At 55.8% G+C, this 15,011-nt stretch carries 22 protein-coding genes; 6 read left to right on the top strand and 16 right to left on the bottom strand.

The features are described from left to right. Positions 1 to 13 precede the first annotated feature (13 nt). On the bottom strand, positions 14 to 247 hold the full coding sequence (locus tag HACJB3_RS17285; protein WP_013199648.1) for a hypothetical protein: 234 nt from the start codon (positions 245 to 247) through the stop codon (positions 14 to 16). A gap of 4 nt (positions 248 to 251) precedes the next feature. Next, positions 252 to 836 carry a hypothetical protein gene (locus HACJB3_RS17280; RefSeq protein ID WP_008415449.1) on the bottom strand — a complete coding sequence of 195 codons (585 nt, stop codon included), beginning with the start codon at positions 834 to 836 and terminating at the stop codon, positions 252 to 254. A 417-nt stretch (positions 837 to 1,253) separates the two neighbouring features. On the opposite strand from HACJB3_RS17280, the gene HACJB3_RS17275 reads away from it, so the two are divergent. After that, complete coding sequence (locus tag HACJB3_RS17275) at positions 1,254 to 1,673, top strand: hypothetical protein (RefSeq protein ID WP_013199647.1); 420 nt, start codon at positions 1,254 to 1,256, stop codon at positions 1,671 to 1,673. A gap of 517 nt (positions 1,674 to 2,190) precedes the next feature. Here the strand turns inward: HACJB3_RS17275 and HACJB3_RS20405 are convergent. From HACJB3_RS20405 to HACJB3_RS21160, 6 genes are all read right to left on the bottom strand, one after another. Continuing rightward, entirely contained in the window at positions 2,191 to 2,361 is a 171-nt protein-coding gene (locus tag HACJB3_RS20405; RefSeq protein ID WP_008415452.1) for a hypothetical protein, read from the bottom strand. 746 nt (positions 2,362 to 3,107) lie between these two features. Then, on the bottom strand, positions 3,108 to 3,311 hold the full coding sequence (locus tag HACJB3_RS19265; protein ID WP_008415455.1) for a DUF4177 domain-containing protein: 204 nt from the start codon (positions 3,309 to 3,311) through the stop codon (positions 3,108 to 3,110). A 288-nt stretch (positions 3,312 to 3,599) separates the two neighbouring features. Beyond that, positions 3,600 to 3,989, bottom strand: a complete 390-nt coding sequence (locus HACJB3_RS17265; RefSeq protein WP_008415462.1) for a PIN domain-containing protein — start codon at positions 3,987 to 3,989, stop codon at positions 3,600 to 3,602. Further along, positions 3,979 to 4,212 (bottom strand): antitoxin VapB family protein, encoded by a 234-nt coding sequence (locus HACJB3_RS17260; RefSeq protein ID WP_008415464.1) that lies wholly within the window; start codon positions 4,210 to 4,212, stop codon positions 3,979 to 3,981. Before HACJB3_RS17260 ends, HACJB3_RS17265 begins: the two co-directional genes overlap by 11 nt. Before the next feature lie 380 nt (positions 4,213 to 4,592). Further along, entirely contained in the window at positions 4,593 to 6,236 is a 1,644-nt protein-coding gene (locus HACJB3_RS17255) for a DUF7845 domain-containing protein (RefSeq protein WP_013199643.1), read from the bottom strand. Beyond that, complete coding sequence (locus tag HACJB3_RS21160) at positions 6,229 to 6,357, bottom strand: DUF7563 family protein (protein ID WP_274378069.1); 129 nt, start codon at positions 6,355 to 6,357, stop codon at positions 6,229 to 6,231. The genes HACJB3_RS17255 and HACJB3_RS21160 overlap by 8 nt, the downstream gene beginning before the upstream one ends. 660 nt (positions 6,358 to 7,017) lie before the next feature. On the opposite strand from HACJB3_RS21160, the gene HACJB3_RS20885 reads away from it, so the two are divergent. Beyond that, a complete protein-coding gene (locus HACJB3_RS20885; protein ID WP_206537098.1) occupies positions 7,018 to 7,368 on the top strand; it encodes a hypothetical protein in 351 nt (116 codons plus the stop codon). 126 nt (positions 7,369 to 7,494) lie between these two features. Here HACJB3_RS20885 and HACJB3_RS21155 read toward each other — a convergent pair whose 3' ends face one another. The 3 genes from HACJB3_RS21155 to HACJB3_RS17245 are packed head-to-tail and all read right to left on the bottom strand — an operon-like array spanning position 7,495 to position 8,311. Next, the gene (locus HACJB3_RS21155; RefSeq protein WP_008415469.1) at positions 7,495 to 7,620 is read right to left on the bottom strand and encodes a hypothetical protein; all 126 of its coding nucleotides are present in this window, start codon (positions 7,618 to 7,620) and stop codon (positions 7,495 to 7,497) included. A gap of 15 nt (positions 7,621 to 7,635) precedes the next feature. Beyond that, positions 7,636 to 8,055, bottom strand: a complete 420-nt coding sequence (locus HACJB3_RS17250; RefSeq protein ID WP_013199642.1) for a Fic family protein — start codon at positions 8,053 to 8,055, stop codon at positions 7,636 to 7,638. Continuing rightward, positions 8,045 to 8,311 (bottom strand): winged helix-turn-helix domain-containing protein, encoded by a 267-nt coding sequence (locus tag HACJB3_RS17245; RefSeq protein ID WP_008415473.1) that lies wholly within the window; start codon positions 8,309 to 8,311, stop codon positions 8,045 to 8,047. Before HACJB3_RS17245 ends, HACJB3_RS17250 begins: the two co-directional genes overlap by 11 nt. Before the next feature lie 100 nt (positions 8,312 to 8,411). Here HACJB3_RS17245 and HACJB3_RS17240 point away from each other — a divergent pair, with 100 nt between their 5' ends. Continuing rightward, positions 8,412 to 8,660: a DUF7692 domain-containing protein gene (locus tag HACJB3_RS17240; RefSeq protein WP_008415481.1), complete on the top strand. Its 249-nt coding sequence runs from the start codon at positions 8,412 to 8,414 to the stop codon at positions 8,658 to 8,660. A 1,014-nt stretch (positions 8,661 to 9,674) separates the two neighbouring features. Here HACJB3_RS17240 and HACJB3_RS17235 read toward each other — a convergent pair. After that, complete coding sequence (locus HACJB3_RS17235) at positions 9,675 to 10,820, bottom strand: zinc-dependent alcohol dehydrogenase (RefSeq protein WP_013199655.1); 1,146 nt, start codon at positions 10,818 to 10,820, stop codon at positions 9,675 to 9,677. A gap of 512 nt (positions 10,821 to 11,332) precedes the next feature. Between HACJB3_RS17235 and HACJB3_RS19830 the strand changes: the two genes are divergently transcribed. The 3 genes from HACJB3_RS19830 to HACJB3_RS17220 all read left to right on the top strand — a co-directional run bounded on the left by HACJB3_RS19830 (position 11,333) and on the right by HACJB3_RS17220 (position 12,644). Continuing rightward, positions 11,333 to 11,635 carry a ribbon-helix-helix domain-containing protein gene (locus tag HACJB3_RS19830; protein WP_049934735.1) on the top strand — a complete coding sequence of 101 codons (303 nt, stop codon included), beginning with the start codon at positions 11,333 to 11,335 and terminating at the stop codon, positions 11,633 to 11,635. Between the two features lie 6 nt (positions 11,636 to 11,641). Continuing rightward, on the top strand, positions 11,642 to 11,920 hold the full coding sequence (locus tag HACJB3_RS17225) for a type II toxin-antitoxin system RelE family toxin (RefSeq protein WP_008415434.1): 279 nt from the start codon (positions 11,642 to 11,644) through the stop codon (positions 11,918 to 11,920). Between the two features lie 190 nt (positions 11,921 to 12,110). Further along, complete coding sequence (locus tag HACJB3_RS17220) at positions 12,111 to 12,644, top strand: hypothetical protein (RefSeq protein ID WP_008415435.1); 534 nt, start codon at positions 12,111 to 12,113, stop codon at positions 12,642 to 12,644. A 20-nt stretch (positions 12,645 to 12,664) separates the two neighbouring features. Here the strand turns inward: HACJB3_RS17220 and HACJB3_RS17215 are convergent, their stop codons facing one another. From HACJB3_RS17215 to HACJB3_RS21145, 4 genes are read right to left on the bottom strand one after another with little or no spacing between them, the layout of a single operon-like run. Then, positions 12,665 to 13,066, bottom strand: coding sequence for an HVO_A0114 family putative DNA-binding protein (locus HACJB3_RS17215; protein WP_238532920.1), 402 nt, complete (start codon positions 13,064 to 13,066; stop codon positions 12,665 to 12,667). Then, a complete protein-coding gene (locus HACJB3_RS17210) occupies positions 13,050 to 13,361 on the bottom strand; it encodes a toxin-antitoxin system TumE family protein (RefSeq protein ID WP_013199653.1) in 312 nt (103 codons plus the stop codon). The genes HACJB3_RS17215 and HACJB3_RS17210 overlap by 17 nt, the downstream gene beginning before the upstream one ends. Positions 13,362 to 13,415: 54 nt before the next feature. Further along, positions 13,416 to 13,991, bottom strand: a complete 576-nt coding sequence (locus tag HACJB3_RS21150) for a TraM recognition domain-containing protein (RefSeq protein WP_081461376.1) — start codon at positions 13,989 to 13,991, stop codon at positions 13,416 to 13,418. Continuing rightward, positions 13,907 to 15,010, bottom strand: a complete 1,104-nt coding sequence (locus tag HACJB3_RS21145) for a type IV secretion system DNA-binding domain-containing protein (RefSeq protein ID WP_013199652.1) — start codon at positions 15,008 to 15,010, stop codon at positions 13,907 to 13,909. The genes HACJB3_RS21150 and HACJB3_RS21145 overlap by 85 nt, the downstream gene beginning before the upstream one ends. Position 15,011: the final 1 nt, after the last annotated feature.

The following is a 15,011-nucleotide window of genomic DNA, read 5'->3' as shown; positions in this document are numbered from 1 at the left end:
ATGAGTGGTGAGATTATCCGCGGCTTATCGACGGGTCTAGATCCAACTTCTCGACTGCGTTGTCCGTGACCTTGTGAGGCTCGCCATCCACGAGGATGATGCCCCGCTCTTTGTCCTCCCAGAGGAGTGAGCCGCCCGCCTTCGCCGTCGAGAGGAGGACGATTATCCCCGCCGCCGGGAGGTTTTCGGGGCCGGTGCCCCCCTCCAGGTCCGAGACGCGAGACGTGAGATCTCGAGGTGAGCGCATGAACTCACTCCCGCTTGCTCAGTTCGCGAGCAATTGCTTTGGCGAGTTTGGTCCGTTCCTCGTCAGCCCGCGAGTGGTCCCCCTGGACGCCCGTGCCGTACTCCTCAACGAGGGGGTTGGGGTCGTCCTCGGAGGCGTCGGCCGGGCCATGCTGATACGGATGGGCGTCGCTCGCGGTGTCGGCGTCGAGTTCGGCCGGAATCTCGTTGGCCGTCAACTCCTCGAGGCCGTTGTTATCGACACCAGTCCCGAACGCTTCGAGCGGGTCGCCAGACCGTGACTCGGCCTCGGTCGCCGCGATCTCGGCCTGTCGGCGACGGGATTCGGCCGTCATTTCCCCGGTGGTTTTGAGGCCGTTGTCGTCCACGCCAGTCCCGTACTTCGCGAGTGTGTCCTGAGCGGCGTCGGTGTCCTGCATGACGACCCGGCGTGCCGCTGCCTCCACCGATTCGTCTCCCTCGCCCTCGCCCGCTCGGACGAATCCGGCCGCTTCAAGCGCCTTTGCAAACTCCGCAACCGTCAGGTCCTCGAGGTCCTTGCCGACCAAATCGACCGTCTGTGCCAACCGCTCGCTTGTGTTGCTACTCATGATTATGATTGTCTGATTATGATTGTGTATTTGAAACCCGCAGAGGGGTGTCGAACCCCCCAGCTATGACTTGACGACGAATCGCGCCGATGCTCGCACCGAGTGCGCAGGTCGGTGGTCATCGCCGCTTCCATATATTTTATATACGGCTAGACACTTAAACATGGGTGCTTAACCGCGGTCTATCGTCGCCTTGGTGGGTCAACGTGGCCGAATCCTTCCTTGCCTCTATCATAAGTCATGCCGACCCGGCCGGGACCGGACCCATACCCGGCCCCTGCCGACGCGCGCCAAACCGCGGCGCGCTGGCGGGATACGGGGGTGAACGCCGAAGTGCATGGCTCATTTGACGGTCGGGTTCCCGCTCCTCCAGCACTCCGCGAAATAACTATGTGACGACCGAACACTAGATTCGGTATGGGTATGATAAGTCGATGGGCAGACACGGTCGGGTCTTCTAGAAAACCTTCGATAGGAGTCAAAATCCTCGCGGCCATCTTCGGAGTCGCCGCATTCGTGCTAGCCATCGCCGCTCTTGAAATCGCTACGAACCCCAGTCTCACAGATGGGACTACTGCATCCCTCCTCGTCGTTGCCTTCGTATTCGTTGTGGGTGTCGGCTTGCTCGTCGTCGCTGCCGGGTTGTGGATCGGGCGATCTTGGGCATGGACGTGGGGGTTCGTCCTCTATACTGGTGCAGCGATCAGTAGCCTTATCGCGGTGGTACAGACACCTGAACCGGTAACACTTTTGGGAGTCGTCGTACCCGCGTTCGTTGCGGTGTATCTCTACAGCAAACGCGAGCAATTCGACACCGCGAATACGGAATCTGTATAGCTCACTCCCTGTCAGCAGTCACTCCCTTCGTTACAGGGCGGCGCGGTTGTTCCCTAACTTCGACACGCACAGGCTGGATCGCCACTCTCAGTGTGCCCAATGTATAATCCGAGCAGCGCACAGGCGGTTCCGACAATCACTCCAAGCATTCCCCAAACGGCTCCGTCGCCGCTGGAGGCGAGTATTATCAGGAATGTCGAAATGCCGAGGATGACTATCATCCAAGCAGTGCCTAGTGTCTGTTGTGTAGGCTTTGAAACCATGTTATTGCTGATCGTGCCAGTGGCTTATCTCTATCTCTCCATACAAGTAGCCACTTGCTTACTGACAGACTGTTAGTAGCCCCACGCCGTTTAATTCAGAATACCCCTGTCAACAAGAGCGGTCTATTGAGAGTAGCAGAGCGTGTCATAGAAAGACACTCAGAGCGTTGGTTTCAACTTGTTCTGCTTGAATCAGCCGGCACATATACCTGTAAGTACAGGGTCAGCTGTTCACGTTCGCACGTGGCAGTAAACTACGTTAGGCCCCACACTACACCGAAAATGGTACCGAGACTCATCCCAATCGCAATACCTATCCCGATATCATTCAGTACAAGCCCAAGAACGACTCCCATTAGAGGTCCGAACGCAATCCCTAGACCCATCTTATTCGAATCTATTTGATCGTCCTCTTCGTCAGACATATGATGTCTTTGGATTTCTAGCGGGATAAACCCAGTTAATGGGTGTGAACGGTCTATATCTACCGTTCACTACGGATTTCAAAGGTCACGTGACCGATTCTATGACACGCTCAGTAGCATGCTAATTACACCGGAGCGACACCCCGGGTCAGCAACCAGGTGGCTACAGACTACTACTACTATCGCGGTTGGATTTGTCGAATTGCATACCGACAATTGCGAAGAAGATCGCGGCAACGGCAATAAGCGATGAATCAATAGTAGGTTGGTAAGAGGGGTTGTTGATTTTCACCACAGTAAACGAGATTAAGAGAACAATGCAAATCGTTGCTGTGATCTCTAATCCGACATACGCGGGACCTTTGGATTTCGCCCATACGATGGGATTCATGCGCTCTGAACGACGACCGCTGATATATCTGTTTGGGTGCCGTGACTGGTGCTCTAGGCCTCGCTGCTGCAATCAACTCTGTCAGAGCCCTCTGTCAGTAAGCAAGTGACTACTGACGGGGGTGGTCATTATCTGACGCAGGCTACGTAGAAAATGCTAGACCAAATGCCATAGAAAGATACACATGAAAGCCACACGCTGACGCCCGTAGCCAGCAGTGACCGTATCCAGTTGAAAACCGACAAACCCGCCAATCAATAGAAATACGACACCGAACCCAAATAGCAACAGCGTAGCAATAGCCGATTGCTGGCCCATATCCAAAATCGGTTTTATCACCATGTGGTTCGAACGGCTAGTCTACGTTTGCGTTCCCACTTGACCGAGGGCGTTTGAAGATGAGATTATCTCCCCAAAACCAGTTCTCGATTACCTCGTCAAGTTCCCAGCCGTCTTTAGCAAGTCTGTTGACTTTCTTTTCCGTGTTTTCTGTCTTAATTCCTAATAGACCAGTCGACGGCTGGATCATCTTGTATTCGTAGTCGTCGCTTGCGGACATTGAGAGCTATTGCTTATGGTGAGCACTTGAACTTGCCTATTAGTTTGTTTCTCCCCTCCTCCACCGCGGGAGCCTCACGGCCCCTTTGGGGCCGTCGGGGCTGGCAGGATAAGGTAAACAGTCACTCGCCGACTGAAAGAACTCGGCGTACTCGGGAACGATCGAGACGCCAGACAACGGAACTGTGTCGAGGTGTACGAAAACGAGTACTACACAAAATCACCGTTGGATCGGAGGACGACGAGAGCGAGGAGAGCGACGACGGCGACGAGTAGCCAGCGATAGAGCCTACTCGTCAATATTGGTGACTTGGAGGCCCTCAATACGGTTGAAGTCACTATCGCGGGTAACGATCGTCGCGCCTGCTTCACGGACAATCCCTGCTATTAGCATGTCCACTGCATTGATCGGCGTGCCCTGGTCGAGGAGTTCAGCCTCGATCATGGCTGCCTCAGTGACCGCACCTGCCGTTACCGGAAGGGGATCGGCCCAATTTAGCGCTGCCTCAGTTTTGGTAACACCGGGTTTTCGGGAGGCCTGTGCTCCGTATCGCAGAGCCTCCCACAACACTGGCATCGGGAGATACCACGCTCCATCATAGGACTCGATTACTGTGGCCGCCTGTTCGTGGCGGGGGTTGTCCGAGCGAAGATAGTCGCTTAGGACGCTATTGTCCAAACATCTCATCGTAGTGGTCGTCAATCTCCTCGCCAAGTTGCTGGTGTTTCTCTTTGTGGTCCTGCCCTGCGTCGATGTCATCCCAAAGCCCTCGCGCCTTTTTCGGGTTGTCTCGTGACTTCGAGAGCCGGTTTACTACATCGCTGAAGCTCTCGTCACCGCGCTTGTGCGCTTTCAGGCGCTCATAGGCGTCCTCGGTGATCGTGAGTGTCTTTGTAGCCATACACATACATGTACGTCCACGTGCGCCATAAAGCTGTCTCCTTCAGAGAAAGAACGGTAATCGGCGGATGGCCCTCAGACGCATGACGGCTAATCGGAAATGCTTCTACTCCGTTTGGAGAAGTGCGAGATAAGATACCAGCCCCGCTTCCCCCCCACCGCAGCAGGATGAACCGCACCGCCTCACAGTGTGGGGTTAGTCCGGTTTCGACAGGGGGTGTCAATATTCTCTTAGGAGGCGTGCCTAAGGGCACTCAATCAAAATACCACCGCCACCTTCGCAGAAACGCGCGAAAAATTCCACCCGAAACGGAGCCTCAGACGACGAAAATCAAGCCGAAAACGGGACGGTGGATAGTGTTGCCACTCAGGAACGCCGCGCTATCTGACGGATTTGAGATCTGATCCGGTCGTCGTTGACCGGGACGGGACAGTATCTGGCATACCACCGGCCCGACTGCCGGGCGTGTCCGATGTGGATAGCCCCTCTCCGTTCTGACGCCAGAAGGCACGGCCTGCTACGTACTCGACTTTATCACGGCCTGAACGGATCCACGCCGTTAGCCCTTCTTTCAGCATCTCCTCCATGTCGGCCTCGTCGGGTATCTCACCAAACTCGAGTTTGACCCGGGTAATGTCGGCGTCAGGAAACCGGTCAGAAACCTCAGGCCCGTATTCGGCGCACCACGCCGACCATGCGCTCGATTCGCCCGAACCCTTGCCGTCGTTCTCGAAGGCCTCACGGGCGTGTCTGAGCCCGTGGCGGGCCTGCGAGGCCAGATAGTCCGACCCGAAGGCGACGGCCCCGTTCTCGAGCGTTAAGAGGTCCGAGAGACGGTCGACGATCCGGTAGACCGTCCGGCGCGAACGGCCGATCGCCTCGGCCAGTGAGGTGACGTCTTGGACCTGTCCCCCGTCGGCCATGACCTGCAAGGCTTCGGCGTCCGAGTTGTTGAGGTCCGGGTTTCCTGTCCCAAGGCCAGCAAGCGCCTTGATTACGGCCGTCCCTTGCTCTCGCTTGATGTCCGGTGTCGGGTCGTCTATCAGGGAGATCGTCGGCCGAATCGTGTCCGTGTCCTCAAAGTATCCATCGGGAACGTAGGTGTCGCTCGATTCGTTCGGACGGGTCGGCAGGCCAGCCCAACTCAAGAGATTTAGCAGCTGCTCGTCTAACTCCCGTCGAAGCCCCGCCTTGTCCGACCACGGGACCGTAGACGTATTGAGCGACTTCTTGAACAGCATACACACCTTTGGGTGATACAACGGGTCTGACGGGTCCTCAGGCGGATTCTTGAGCAGGTAGTGTTTGATCCGCTTACCGTATTCGTGGCCCGAGATGAGCGCACCTGCCGTCTCAGGCCGGAACGCCGCCATGTGCATGAACCCGTCTCCGCCCGTATCGTCCTCGACGAGTTTTCGGTATTTGCCCGATTCGGCGGCCAACTCAAAGATTCGTTCCATGACGGACCCGCGCCCGAACACACGGCCCGACTTGGACCGATTGACCCGAACGTACGTTTCGGCCTCGTAGATATTTGAGTAGGAGTGCTCGCCCGTGAAGTACGCCGGATTGATGTCTAGGGCTTCGGCCCCCCCTCGGAGGAGTTCAGGATACTCCCCAAAGTCGAGTTTGGCACCCTGAGCGCGAACGTTCACGCCTACAATATCGGGTGTCGAGATTGAATCTCCGTCTGTCGTTCGCATATCCGGCCAGCGTGGCGCGACATGGAAGCGCGCCCGACGTTTCCCGGCCTGGTCCTCTACTGGTTTGACGGTAATCCGGTGCTCGCGAACCGTCTGGAGGCGATAGTCCGGGTGATCGCGCGGTGCAAGCCCCGATTCCTGATAGGAGAGTGTGGCTACCCACGTTTCGTCGCCCCTGTCGAACCGGGCGCGGGCCGATCCGTCGGCGTCCTTAACCGCCTTGTCGAGTGCGAAGTGCGGGAGGAGGTCGTTTCCGGTGTAAATCAGGTTCCCACCAAATTCGTCCACAGCCGTCTCAAGCAGGAAACGTGACTCACTCATCGAACCCACTCCGAACCGTCTGGCGGTCAGAACACTCGAAACAGCCAGCGATCGCGCCCGATACCCCGAACACTCGGACGAATAGGGCTGTGACGTGGCCGCCGCCCTCGCATTGAGCCATTAGATCGCCTCCGTGAGCGTGCTCTGTCGCGGGTCAAATCGCGAGAGGGCAGTTGCGCGTACGAACTCCGAGTCGTGGTCTGGTTTGGTGATGCTGTCAGTCGTCATCGTTCCGGTCGTCCGATCACGGCCGGACGGGCCGGGCACCGCACCGCGACGAGAAAGACCCATGAACCCGGACGTCCAATACCCAGGTAGAGGCCCAAGGCCTCGCATCGAAGGTGCCAGCCTTCGATTGTGCGTGTTTCGGCGCTGATGGGAGCCTGGACCCCGTCTCAAGAGGGGGCTCCCAGCGCCGTTCGATCGAACTACCTGCACAGCCTCGCGTATCTAACGTAATCTCGTCTTCTATCAGCTGCGCCTCCGGTGCAGCATCCATGCTGAAGAAGGTCGCACCGACCGCGTGTCTCTCTGCAGCATTGGGAATTGCTGTCATGGCCATCTGATGAGCCACGGGCTAACGAGACAGGCAAACAGTTATGCCATGCCAGCCAGAAAGGGGAGATGTATTAGGTCTGGCCCCTTCCGGCCTTTTTCGTGTTCCGTAGCTTTGCGTATGACCTCACACACCTTGCTTATAAAGGTCAGTGACAGATAGCGAATGAATGTCTGACGGTTGGCTGACGTACCTCTATGATCCATTAACGATTCATACTGCATCATGAAGCGAATCACTCCACAAGTCCGAGCAGAACATATCGAGTATATTAATGAAGTACAATCAAAGGCAGATAGCGATATTAGTGATGCAGAGGCTATTAGACGTATTTTTGATCGAGCGATTCAGTGTGAATCACAGACGGAGCAGCTTGAATCAGAGTTGAATCATGCTGAAGCACGAATCGATGAGCTTCAATCTAAACTGATTGCAACCACTGAGAAGATAGATGCATCCAATGAACTAGTCAAAGTCGTAGAAGACGAGCAATCACTTCAGAAGCAACGTGCTCAAGCAGGAATTATGACACGCGCTAAATGGTGGTTGACAGGTATGCCATCCAAGGAGCAGTAAAAACTTGCCTCACGATAGGCGTGTTCCGTCTGAGCGTGGTTCATGAGTTCCGTGTTTTCCTCCCGCTGCTCGAGAATCAGGCGCTTCTCATTCCGCGGGCCGTAGGCGCAACCTCAAAAAACGGAGCTAATCCTCAAGCGCGTCGAGAACATCACGTTCCTCATCCCGCATCCGACGGGCTGTCTCGACGAATGATTCGTTCTCGCTGTCGTTTGATTCCTGGTTGTGCGTCTTGCTCATGTTGTCTTCCATAGTGTTCACACCTACTTATTCATTATCCGTCCGGGGTGGGTTCAATCGTGATTTGTCGATCGCGCCGGTTTCCAACCACTTGGCGATTTCCTCCACCTCATATTTCCGGATACTACGCACGACACGAGCTTCCGCCACGTCTGTATCAGCTCGTTGCGCGCCGGCCTGCTCTAAATACGATGTTGCCACGTTCCATGCAGTGCGCTTATTTCCATCTTCGAATACATGGGCCGTCACCACCTTCCGAAGCAAAAAGGCGGCTCGTATGTACACATCGTCATATTCGGCCGCCTTGCGGGTATGTGGACGGAGTTCAAGTCTCGGTGATGCAACGCGGGCACCCTTGTACTTCAAATCATATTCCTCATCAATCTCATCGTGGACAGTTACGATATCTTTCGCTGTCGGGAGAGTGCCATCACCGCTATTCGTCATCGCTTTCGCCCTCACAGACGACATCCTGAAGCTCGTCGGTGAGCGACCACGCGACGCTTCTGGGTCCGAAGGTGTGTTTCTCGACTGTCCCGTCCTCGAGGAGATTCCGTAGCCGTCGGTCGGCCGCCTGTCGCGAGCATCCGAGTTTATCGGCTACCTGCTGAGCCGATAAGGTTCCCTCTCCGAGTGCGTCCAAGACCCGTTCATCGGTAACTTGTGGGACGAATTTCCCCGAATCGTCGCGCTTTCGCTCCATATCAGACGATACCTGCCCCACCTACATAATCCCTATTGCTCAATAGCATATTGATGTCTTTATTTCCTATTGCGTATAAGCATTAGGTAAAGACAGATCCATGAGAATCAACACATCCGACAAATACGAGTGGCGTACAGACTTATACGACCGCGTAGGCGATCTTCTGAACGAATCTACGCGGTCGGGCGCGATCGATGCGAGCGCACAGTTTACCGAGGAGATGATGAAGAATCTCGATCGGGCGATGGATCACCCCGATATGACACCGGAACTCGCGGCCTTGCTGTCCATGTCGCAGGTCGAACTCGAATATGAGATCCAGTCCGGCGTGAACATTAGCGACTAACTTCTCTTCTCTTCTTCAACGTCACTACTGATTCGTTAGGAAGAACTACCTAACAGCTGCTTCATCCCTCAATACGATGGAACGAAGCAGGGAACTAGGGTGATCAGGAGTCCGTTTCTTGCACATCTGTCCCTGACAGCCGTTTCTCGCGGGTTACTCAACGGCGACTTCCCGGCACTATCTTCCTCTAAGTGCTGATCGACCGGCGTGATCTACTTCCAACTGGATCAATCTCGCCTGTTGAGGGTGCGTTTTTGCACATCGGGACGCTCGGATATTGTGCAAAATCGGGGATCGGATTCTGTGGGCGTGCAACCGCCAGTAGTTGCCCAAGAGACGTCTTCCACGGGGTCTCCGATCGCGCTTATCAACTCTGCCGTGTGAAGCTGGATCGGGATCTGTCGGATCAGTTCTTGGAGGTCAGTTGGGTAGTGGGAACGATGGCAGCACTTCCACAATCGTTGCAGGTATCGACGCTCCGTCTGTACGGTGTTCCACACACTCGACATGCGTACCGCCATTGATCTGTATTGCTCAGGTTGGTTTTGTCCTTATGGACTCGATTGTCTCGCATGCGTCCGACTAGCGGCTGCCGCTTCTTGAGAAGTGGCCTTGCGAACGAGGTGTGTCGTGAAATCCGTCGATCAAGAGTCATACTGATGTTCATTACTAATCCTTAACTGCAATATTTAGATGTGAATTGCTAGAAGCCGAAACAACTGTCGATACTGTTTGATACGCTATTGATCAGTCCCTGATACCGAAGCGCCGGCACCGCTGCCGGGTACAGGGGCTAATTACGAGCGAGCAGACTCTCGCTTGAGGGATACATTGGAGGGACCAATCTCCTCCAGCACCAGCGACGCATTAGTGTTCCCCTCGATTCGGACGAGAAGAGATACGACAGTTGTCACTGCATGAGCGGCGGCGAGAAGCACGGTCCCTACCGCTACCGCGTGTATCGAGAAGCAGGTGACGTTCGTACAGGATCTAACGGGGTGAGTCGTTCGCCGATTACGGCTCTAGGACGACTTTAATGCAGTCGTCCTCCTTGTCGTTGAACGTTTCGTAGAGTTCGGGCCCGTCCTCGAGCGAGCCCCGGTGGGTGATGATTTCCGCGGGATCGATTTCGCCGTTCTCGATCGTCTCGAGCAGCGGGTTCAGGTAGGCTTGAACGTGGGTCTGGCCCGCGTTGACCGTGAGAGCTTTGTTCATCAGCGGGCCCATCGGCATGTCGTCCACTCCGTCGATGTAGACGCCTGGGATCGAGAGGGTTCCGCCCTTGCGACAGGACTTGATCGCCTCCTGGAGCACGTAGGGACGGTCGGGCTCGTCGGGGACGTGATCGACGCAGGTGTGATGGGCCTCCGAGCCGACGGCGTCGATACACCGGTCGGGCCCTCGGCCGTCGGTCTCGTCCATCAGCCACTCGTAGACGTCGTCCTCGGAGTAGTCGATCACCTCGGTGTCGGCGTGACCCTCGGCCATCCCAAGGCGTTCCTCGATCCGGTCGATTGCGATCACGCGGTCGGCGCCCATCATCCAGGCGCTCTGGATGGCGAACTGGCCGACCGGGCCGCAGCCCCAGACGGCGACCGTGTCGTTCTCCTCGATCTCGGCGTTCTCGGCGGCCATATACCCCGTCGGGTAGATATCGGAGAGGAACAGTACCTCCTCGTCCGAGAGGTCCGACTCGATCTTGATCGGGCCGACGTCGGCGTGGGGTACCCGCAGGTACTCGGCCTGCCCGCCGTCGTACCCGCCAAGGGTGTGCGAGAAGCCGAACAGACCGGCTGGCGAGTGGCCCATCGTCTCGGCGGCCATCTCGGCGTTCGGGTTCGTCTCGTCACACAGCGAGTACAGATCGTTCTCGCAGAACCAGCACTCGCCACAGCTGATCGTGAAGGGGATGACGACGCGGTCGCCCTCCCGGAGGTCGTCGACCTCCTCGCCGACCTCAACGACTTCGCCCATCGGCTCGTGACCGAGGATGTCGCCCTCCTCCATGCCCGGCATGAAGTCGTTGTAGAGATGGAGGTCCGAGCCACAGATCGCCGTCGCCGTGATCTCGACGATCGCGTCGGTCGGCTCCTTGATCTCCGGCTTCGGGACGTCGTCGACCCGGACGTCGCCCTCGTCGTGCCAGCGGAGTGCTTGCATAACGATCAGTACTAAACAGCCGTCTGCATGATGGTGTGGCTTGTCCTTGCAAAGTCCTATTAAGTGTTCTATTGAAAATGGAAGACAGCGTGGCGATTTGCCGATTTCAACGGTTGCTGTTCGGTAATATCCACACTCCTTAGTCACGAATATACTCGTTTCGAGATGAGTTCGTGGTTCATCGTCAAAATGGAGAGGAATTACGCCACTTCCCAGTAGAAATTCGTGAATTCTCGACGCAAAATTTTCTTGACTCCGCTGCTGTACCGCATTTTCAATAGAGCACATCCAACCACACTCTACTTTGGGGCGATGTCCGCGCTGCGCGAGTACTCTGTCATCTCTTTGAGCGGTGAGAACGGGTCGGTGAAAGGGGGAGGGGGTGCTGTGACTGTTAAGACAACTTCGACTATCCCATTCTGTTGAAACCGGCTGAAACCATACCAGTCAGTCAGACGTGGGGCTTGCATGCAGCGACAGCTCTATTTGTATCGCCATTGTAATACACACGTATGTCAGACGCATCGCCAACTAAACCCAGTGATGGTGATGAGCGTCCGCAAATCAACGTCCGTGTCACCCCGACGTTCCTTGAACAGATCGACGATGTGTGGCAAGGACGGGGATTCAATTCCCGTTCAGAGTACATTCGGCACGTGCTCCGTGATTCAGTCGAAAACCCTACGTTCGACCGTGACGAGTTGTCCGCACTCGCCCGCGCCGAACGCGAGATCCGGGACGGCGAGACTTATTCTCGTGAGGAGATCATCGACGAGTTCGATCTCGATACCACCGAAAGCTCCGAAGAGGAGTAGACTCGAATGAGCGATGAGTGGACGTGGCGATTCACGTCACAGGCGCGCGACGATTTCGAAAAGCTCGAACGCGATGACCAGCAGCAAATCCGCAAGAAGCTCGATGAGATTTGCGAGTCGCCATGGCGAGACCCGCCGGAGTATGGAGAGCCGATGCAGAACAGTCCTTATAAGAAGGTCAGAGTTGGCGGTTTTCGGCTGTCAACGACCTTTGACCATTCGAACACGGACATGATCGTCGCCCGGATCAAACATCGTGGTGGTGCATATACTGCCGACGATTGAGATCCGCGTCACTGATTTTACTGAGTTTCCGGTTGGAAGATGGGCAGCTGGTTGTACAACAAAGCATGGGTGATGAGAGGGTATCAACACGAATTCAGAGTACGGTGGTCGGTGAGTAGAGTCTGCTAAGATAGCGATCCCGTTGAATGGGGACTGCGTATTTTTACAGTTCGCTGTAGAACACCATCTCATGGTAGCGACAAATCAAATCCTGTCCGTTTTCATCATCTTTGCCCTCGTACTACTCGTGACCCGGATCGGAGCGATTGCACTCCGAATGACTGGTATCTCACCGGACGTGGCCTCATTTCAGGCAGCATCAGCATTTTCGGGAGCGGGGTACACGACCGAAGAAGCAGAGTTTACGGTCTCAGACCCAAGCAGACGAACCATTGTCATCTGGCTCATCCGACTCGGAAGCATCGGGATTGTGAGTATGCTTGGGTCGCTCCTTCTGTCGTTCACCAACGCCGAGGGCGAAAACATTCTTACTCTCATCTACGTTATCGGTGGCGTTATCGGGATTATTCTTCTCGCTCGTAGCCAACTATTGAATCGAGCATTGACGCCAGTTATTGAATGGGCACTTGACCGTACAACGGATCTTACCATCCAAGATTACACGCAAAACCAACAGACTAAGAGTCTGATTTTGCATATCAAGACACTCGGATATTGTGCAAAAGTCGGGATCGGGTTTTCTGTACGTGCAACCCCACAGTAGCACCAAAATGGGTCCGCAGATCACGGAGCGATAGGTACCTTGATCTCGATATCATCATACCAAACTGAGGGCCGCCGTGAACGCCCCTCGTCCTCGATCTCGACGAGTCCGTAACTTTCGAGTTCTTGGAGGTTGTCGTGAACCTGCCGGATATCACGCCCAACTCCACGGGCAAGTGCTCGAATGCTCTCAGGCGACTCGCGGGCAATTGATCGGAGCATCTGAATGTTATTTGCCGAGAGAAGCCGCTGTAAATCCTCCTCTCGCTGAAACGTGATCTCGTAAAGCGGATCAATATCTTCGCCTCGGTCGAGCGCCTCGAAACGCTCGCCAACCTTCTCGAAGGCGTTGCTCGGCGAGGCGACACGAACGGTCAGCGTTCGGTGCATTGGGGCGCTGTTGTGGTTAGTCGGTGCGTTCATGATTTTCGACCTCTGTTCTGAACCGTTCTAAGACGGCTTTGTAGTCGCCTGGGTATTCGTAGGTACCATCCACTCCATCGGCCGTGTGGCGTTCGTGGCCTTTCGTATCGGCGTGTGAGTTATCGTAGCGGAGGATCGTCTCTCCCTCACCTGTCCCGTAGTGCAACCGGTATTTGATGCCATCTGGATAGGCGTCTGACGCCGGGACAGACCACACATTCATCCGAACGATCCGCCCTGTCTCGGGGAAGTCGAGTGATTCACTGAGTATGAGTGTGGCCTCGTCCCCGGACATATTGATGTTACGAACCACATCATAATAGATGTTGGCATTGTCTGTTATCCCGAGCTACTCCTCAAGCATACGAATCCGGCCATGGACGTAGCCTTTACCCTGTCGACAAATTACCGCCTCCCCCGCGTCGAAGCTCCGAAGGTCGCCCTTCGCGAACTTGTGTTCTTCCTCAGTTTTCATTTCTCGCGACGTCTCAACCATACCGCCACCTAACGGCGCTTCTTTCCGCTCAACGTGGCCGGTGTACTCGTTGAACTCCGTACCGACCGTTTCCCGTAGGAAGTCCACTGACGGTTCGTCGGCCGTCCGAAGGCCGATTACCGTAACCATCCCCGAGAGTAGCGCGTTCGCTCTCTCGCGGCCGTACGTGTCCTGGAGCTGCGCGACACTCTGTAGGGAGAGTATCGCCTGACAGTTGTTCCCCCGGCCGACGTTTATCAGCTCTCCGAGTCGGCTGATAGACACGCCCATATGCTCTATCTCGTCGAGTAGGTAGTACGCCGACCGACGCGGGTCAGACATCCCGTGTTTGATGGATTCATCTATCAGGTAGCGGAACACGGGCGCGATCGTCTCGCTCTGGCGCGTCGGGTAGTCGAGTACGAGAATACGGCCTTGCGGATTCGCCATGTACTCACGAATCGAGAAGTCGCCGGACTTCGCGAAGTCACCCACAAAGAGGTCTTGAACTTGTTGCTGGGCGCTTGAGAACACTCCCCCGGCTGTTTGGCCGTCTCCGGGTCAATCGCACTCGCAGCTGCCGTTAGGTCCTCGTGGCCGTCTCTGCTAAGGTTCTCGTGCATTTTCTTAGGACTGGCGCGTTGCCAGTAGCGCACGAGGTCGGCGTTCGTCGGATTGTCGAGCTCACGTTTCAGGTACTTCAGGTTCGCGGCAAATAGCTGGCGGCCTGCCGTATCGAAGAAATTGTTCTGGTCGCGTCCCTTTGGAAACAGTGACCTTGCAATCTCGTCGGCGTCAGCCTCAGTTTCCATTTCCGCGAAGATGTTCCACGCGATCGGTGACCCTATCTCTGTGCTCGAACCCTGGGATGAGAGGCGGATCATGGACGCACCGCGTTCCTTGAGGAATGCTTGGTAATCTCGCTTCATGTCGAACACTACCACAGGCTCACTCGGGTCGGCCTGGAGCTGATCGACGAAGTGCTTTAGTGTCTCACTCTTGCCGGCTCCACTCGCTCCAAGAGTCAGCAACGAACGACGTGGAACGTGCATAGCGCCGTCTGTCCACTCGCTCACGTCGTCAGCCTGCGATTCGTAGATAGTCAATGGGAGTGAGAAGTTATCCCGATCGGGCCTAACGTCGCTCGTTAGACCCGATACAAGGCCGATAGTCGCGCCGATAGCCGTGGGTATTCCAACTCGAATCGTCTCATAGAGCAATGCCCCACCGATACCGAAGAACAGGGCGACAGTAAGCCATATCGCGCCGGTTACGTCAGCCAACCAAAGGGCCACGAACCACCCGATGATGGCTGCTAGGGGTGTGAGTGCTCTATTGACGTCGCGTAGCGGGGCCGTAATCACCCGCCATGCATCGTAGGGACCGACAGGGGAGAATCCTTTAACTTTGCTTACGTAGGCTAACATGGCGGCTACCGCCGTCAGATTGAGGAGGGTTCCAAGCACCATC

Origin of the sequence: Halalkalicoccus jeotgali B3 (assembly GCF_000196895.1) — an archaeon.
GTDB classification, from domain to species: domain Archaea; phylum Halobacteriota; class Halobacteria; order Halobacteriales; family Halalkalicoccaceae; genus Halalkalicoccus; species Halalkalicoccus jeotgali.
The sequence above is the reverse complement of the archived record's forward strand: the minus strand, read 5'-3'. Positions and strand labels throughout refer to the sequence as shown.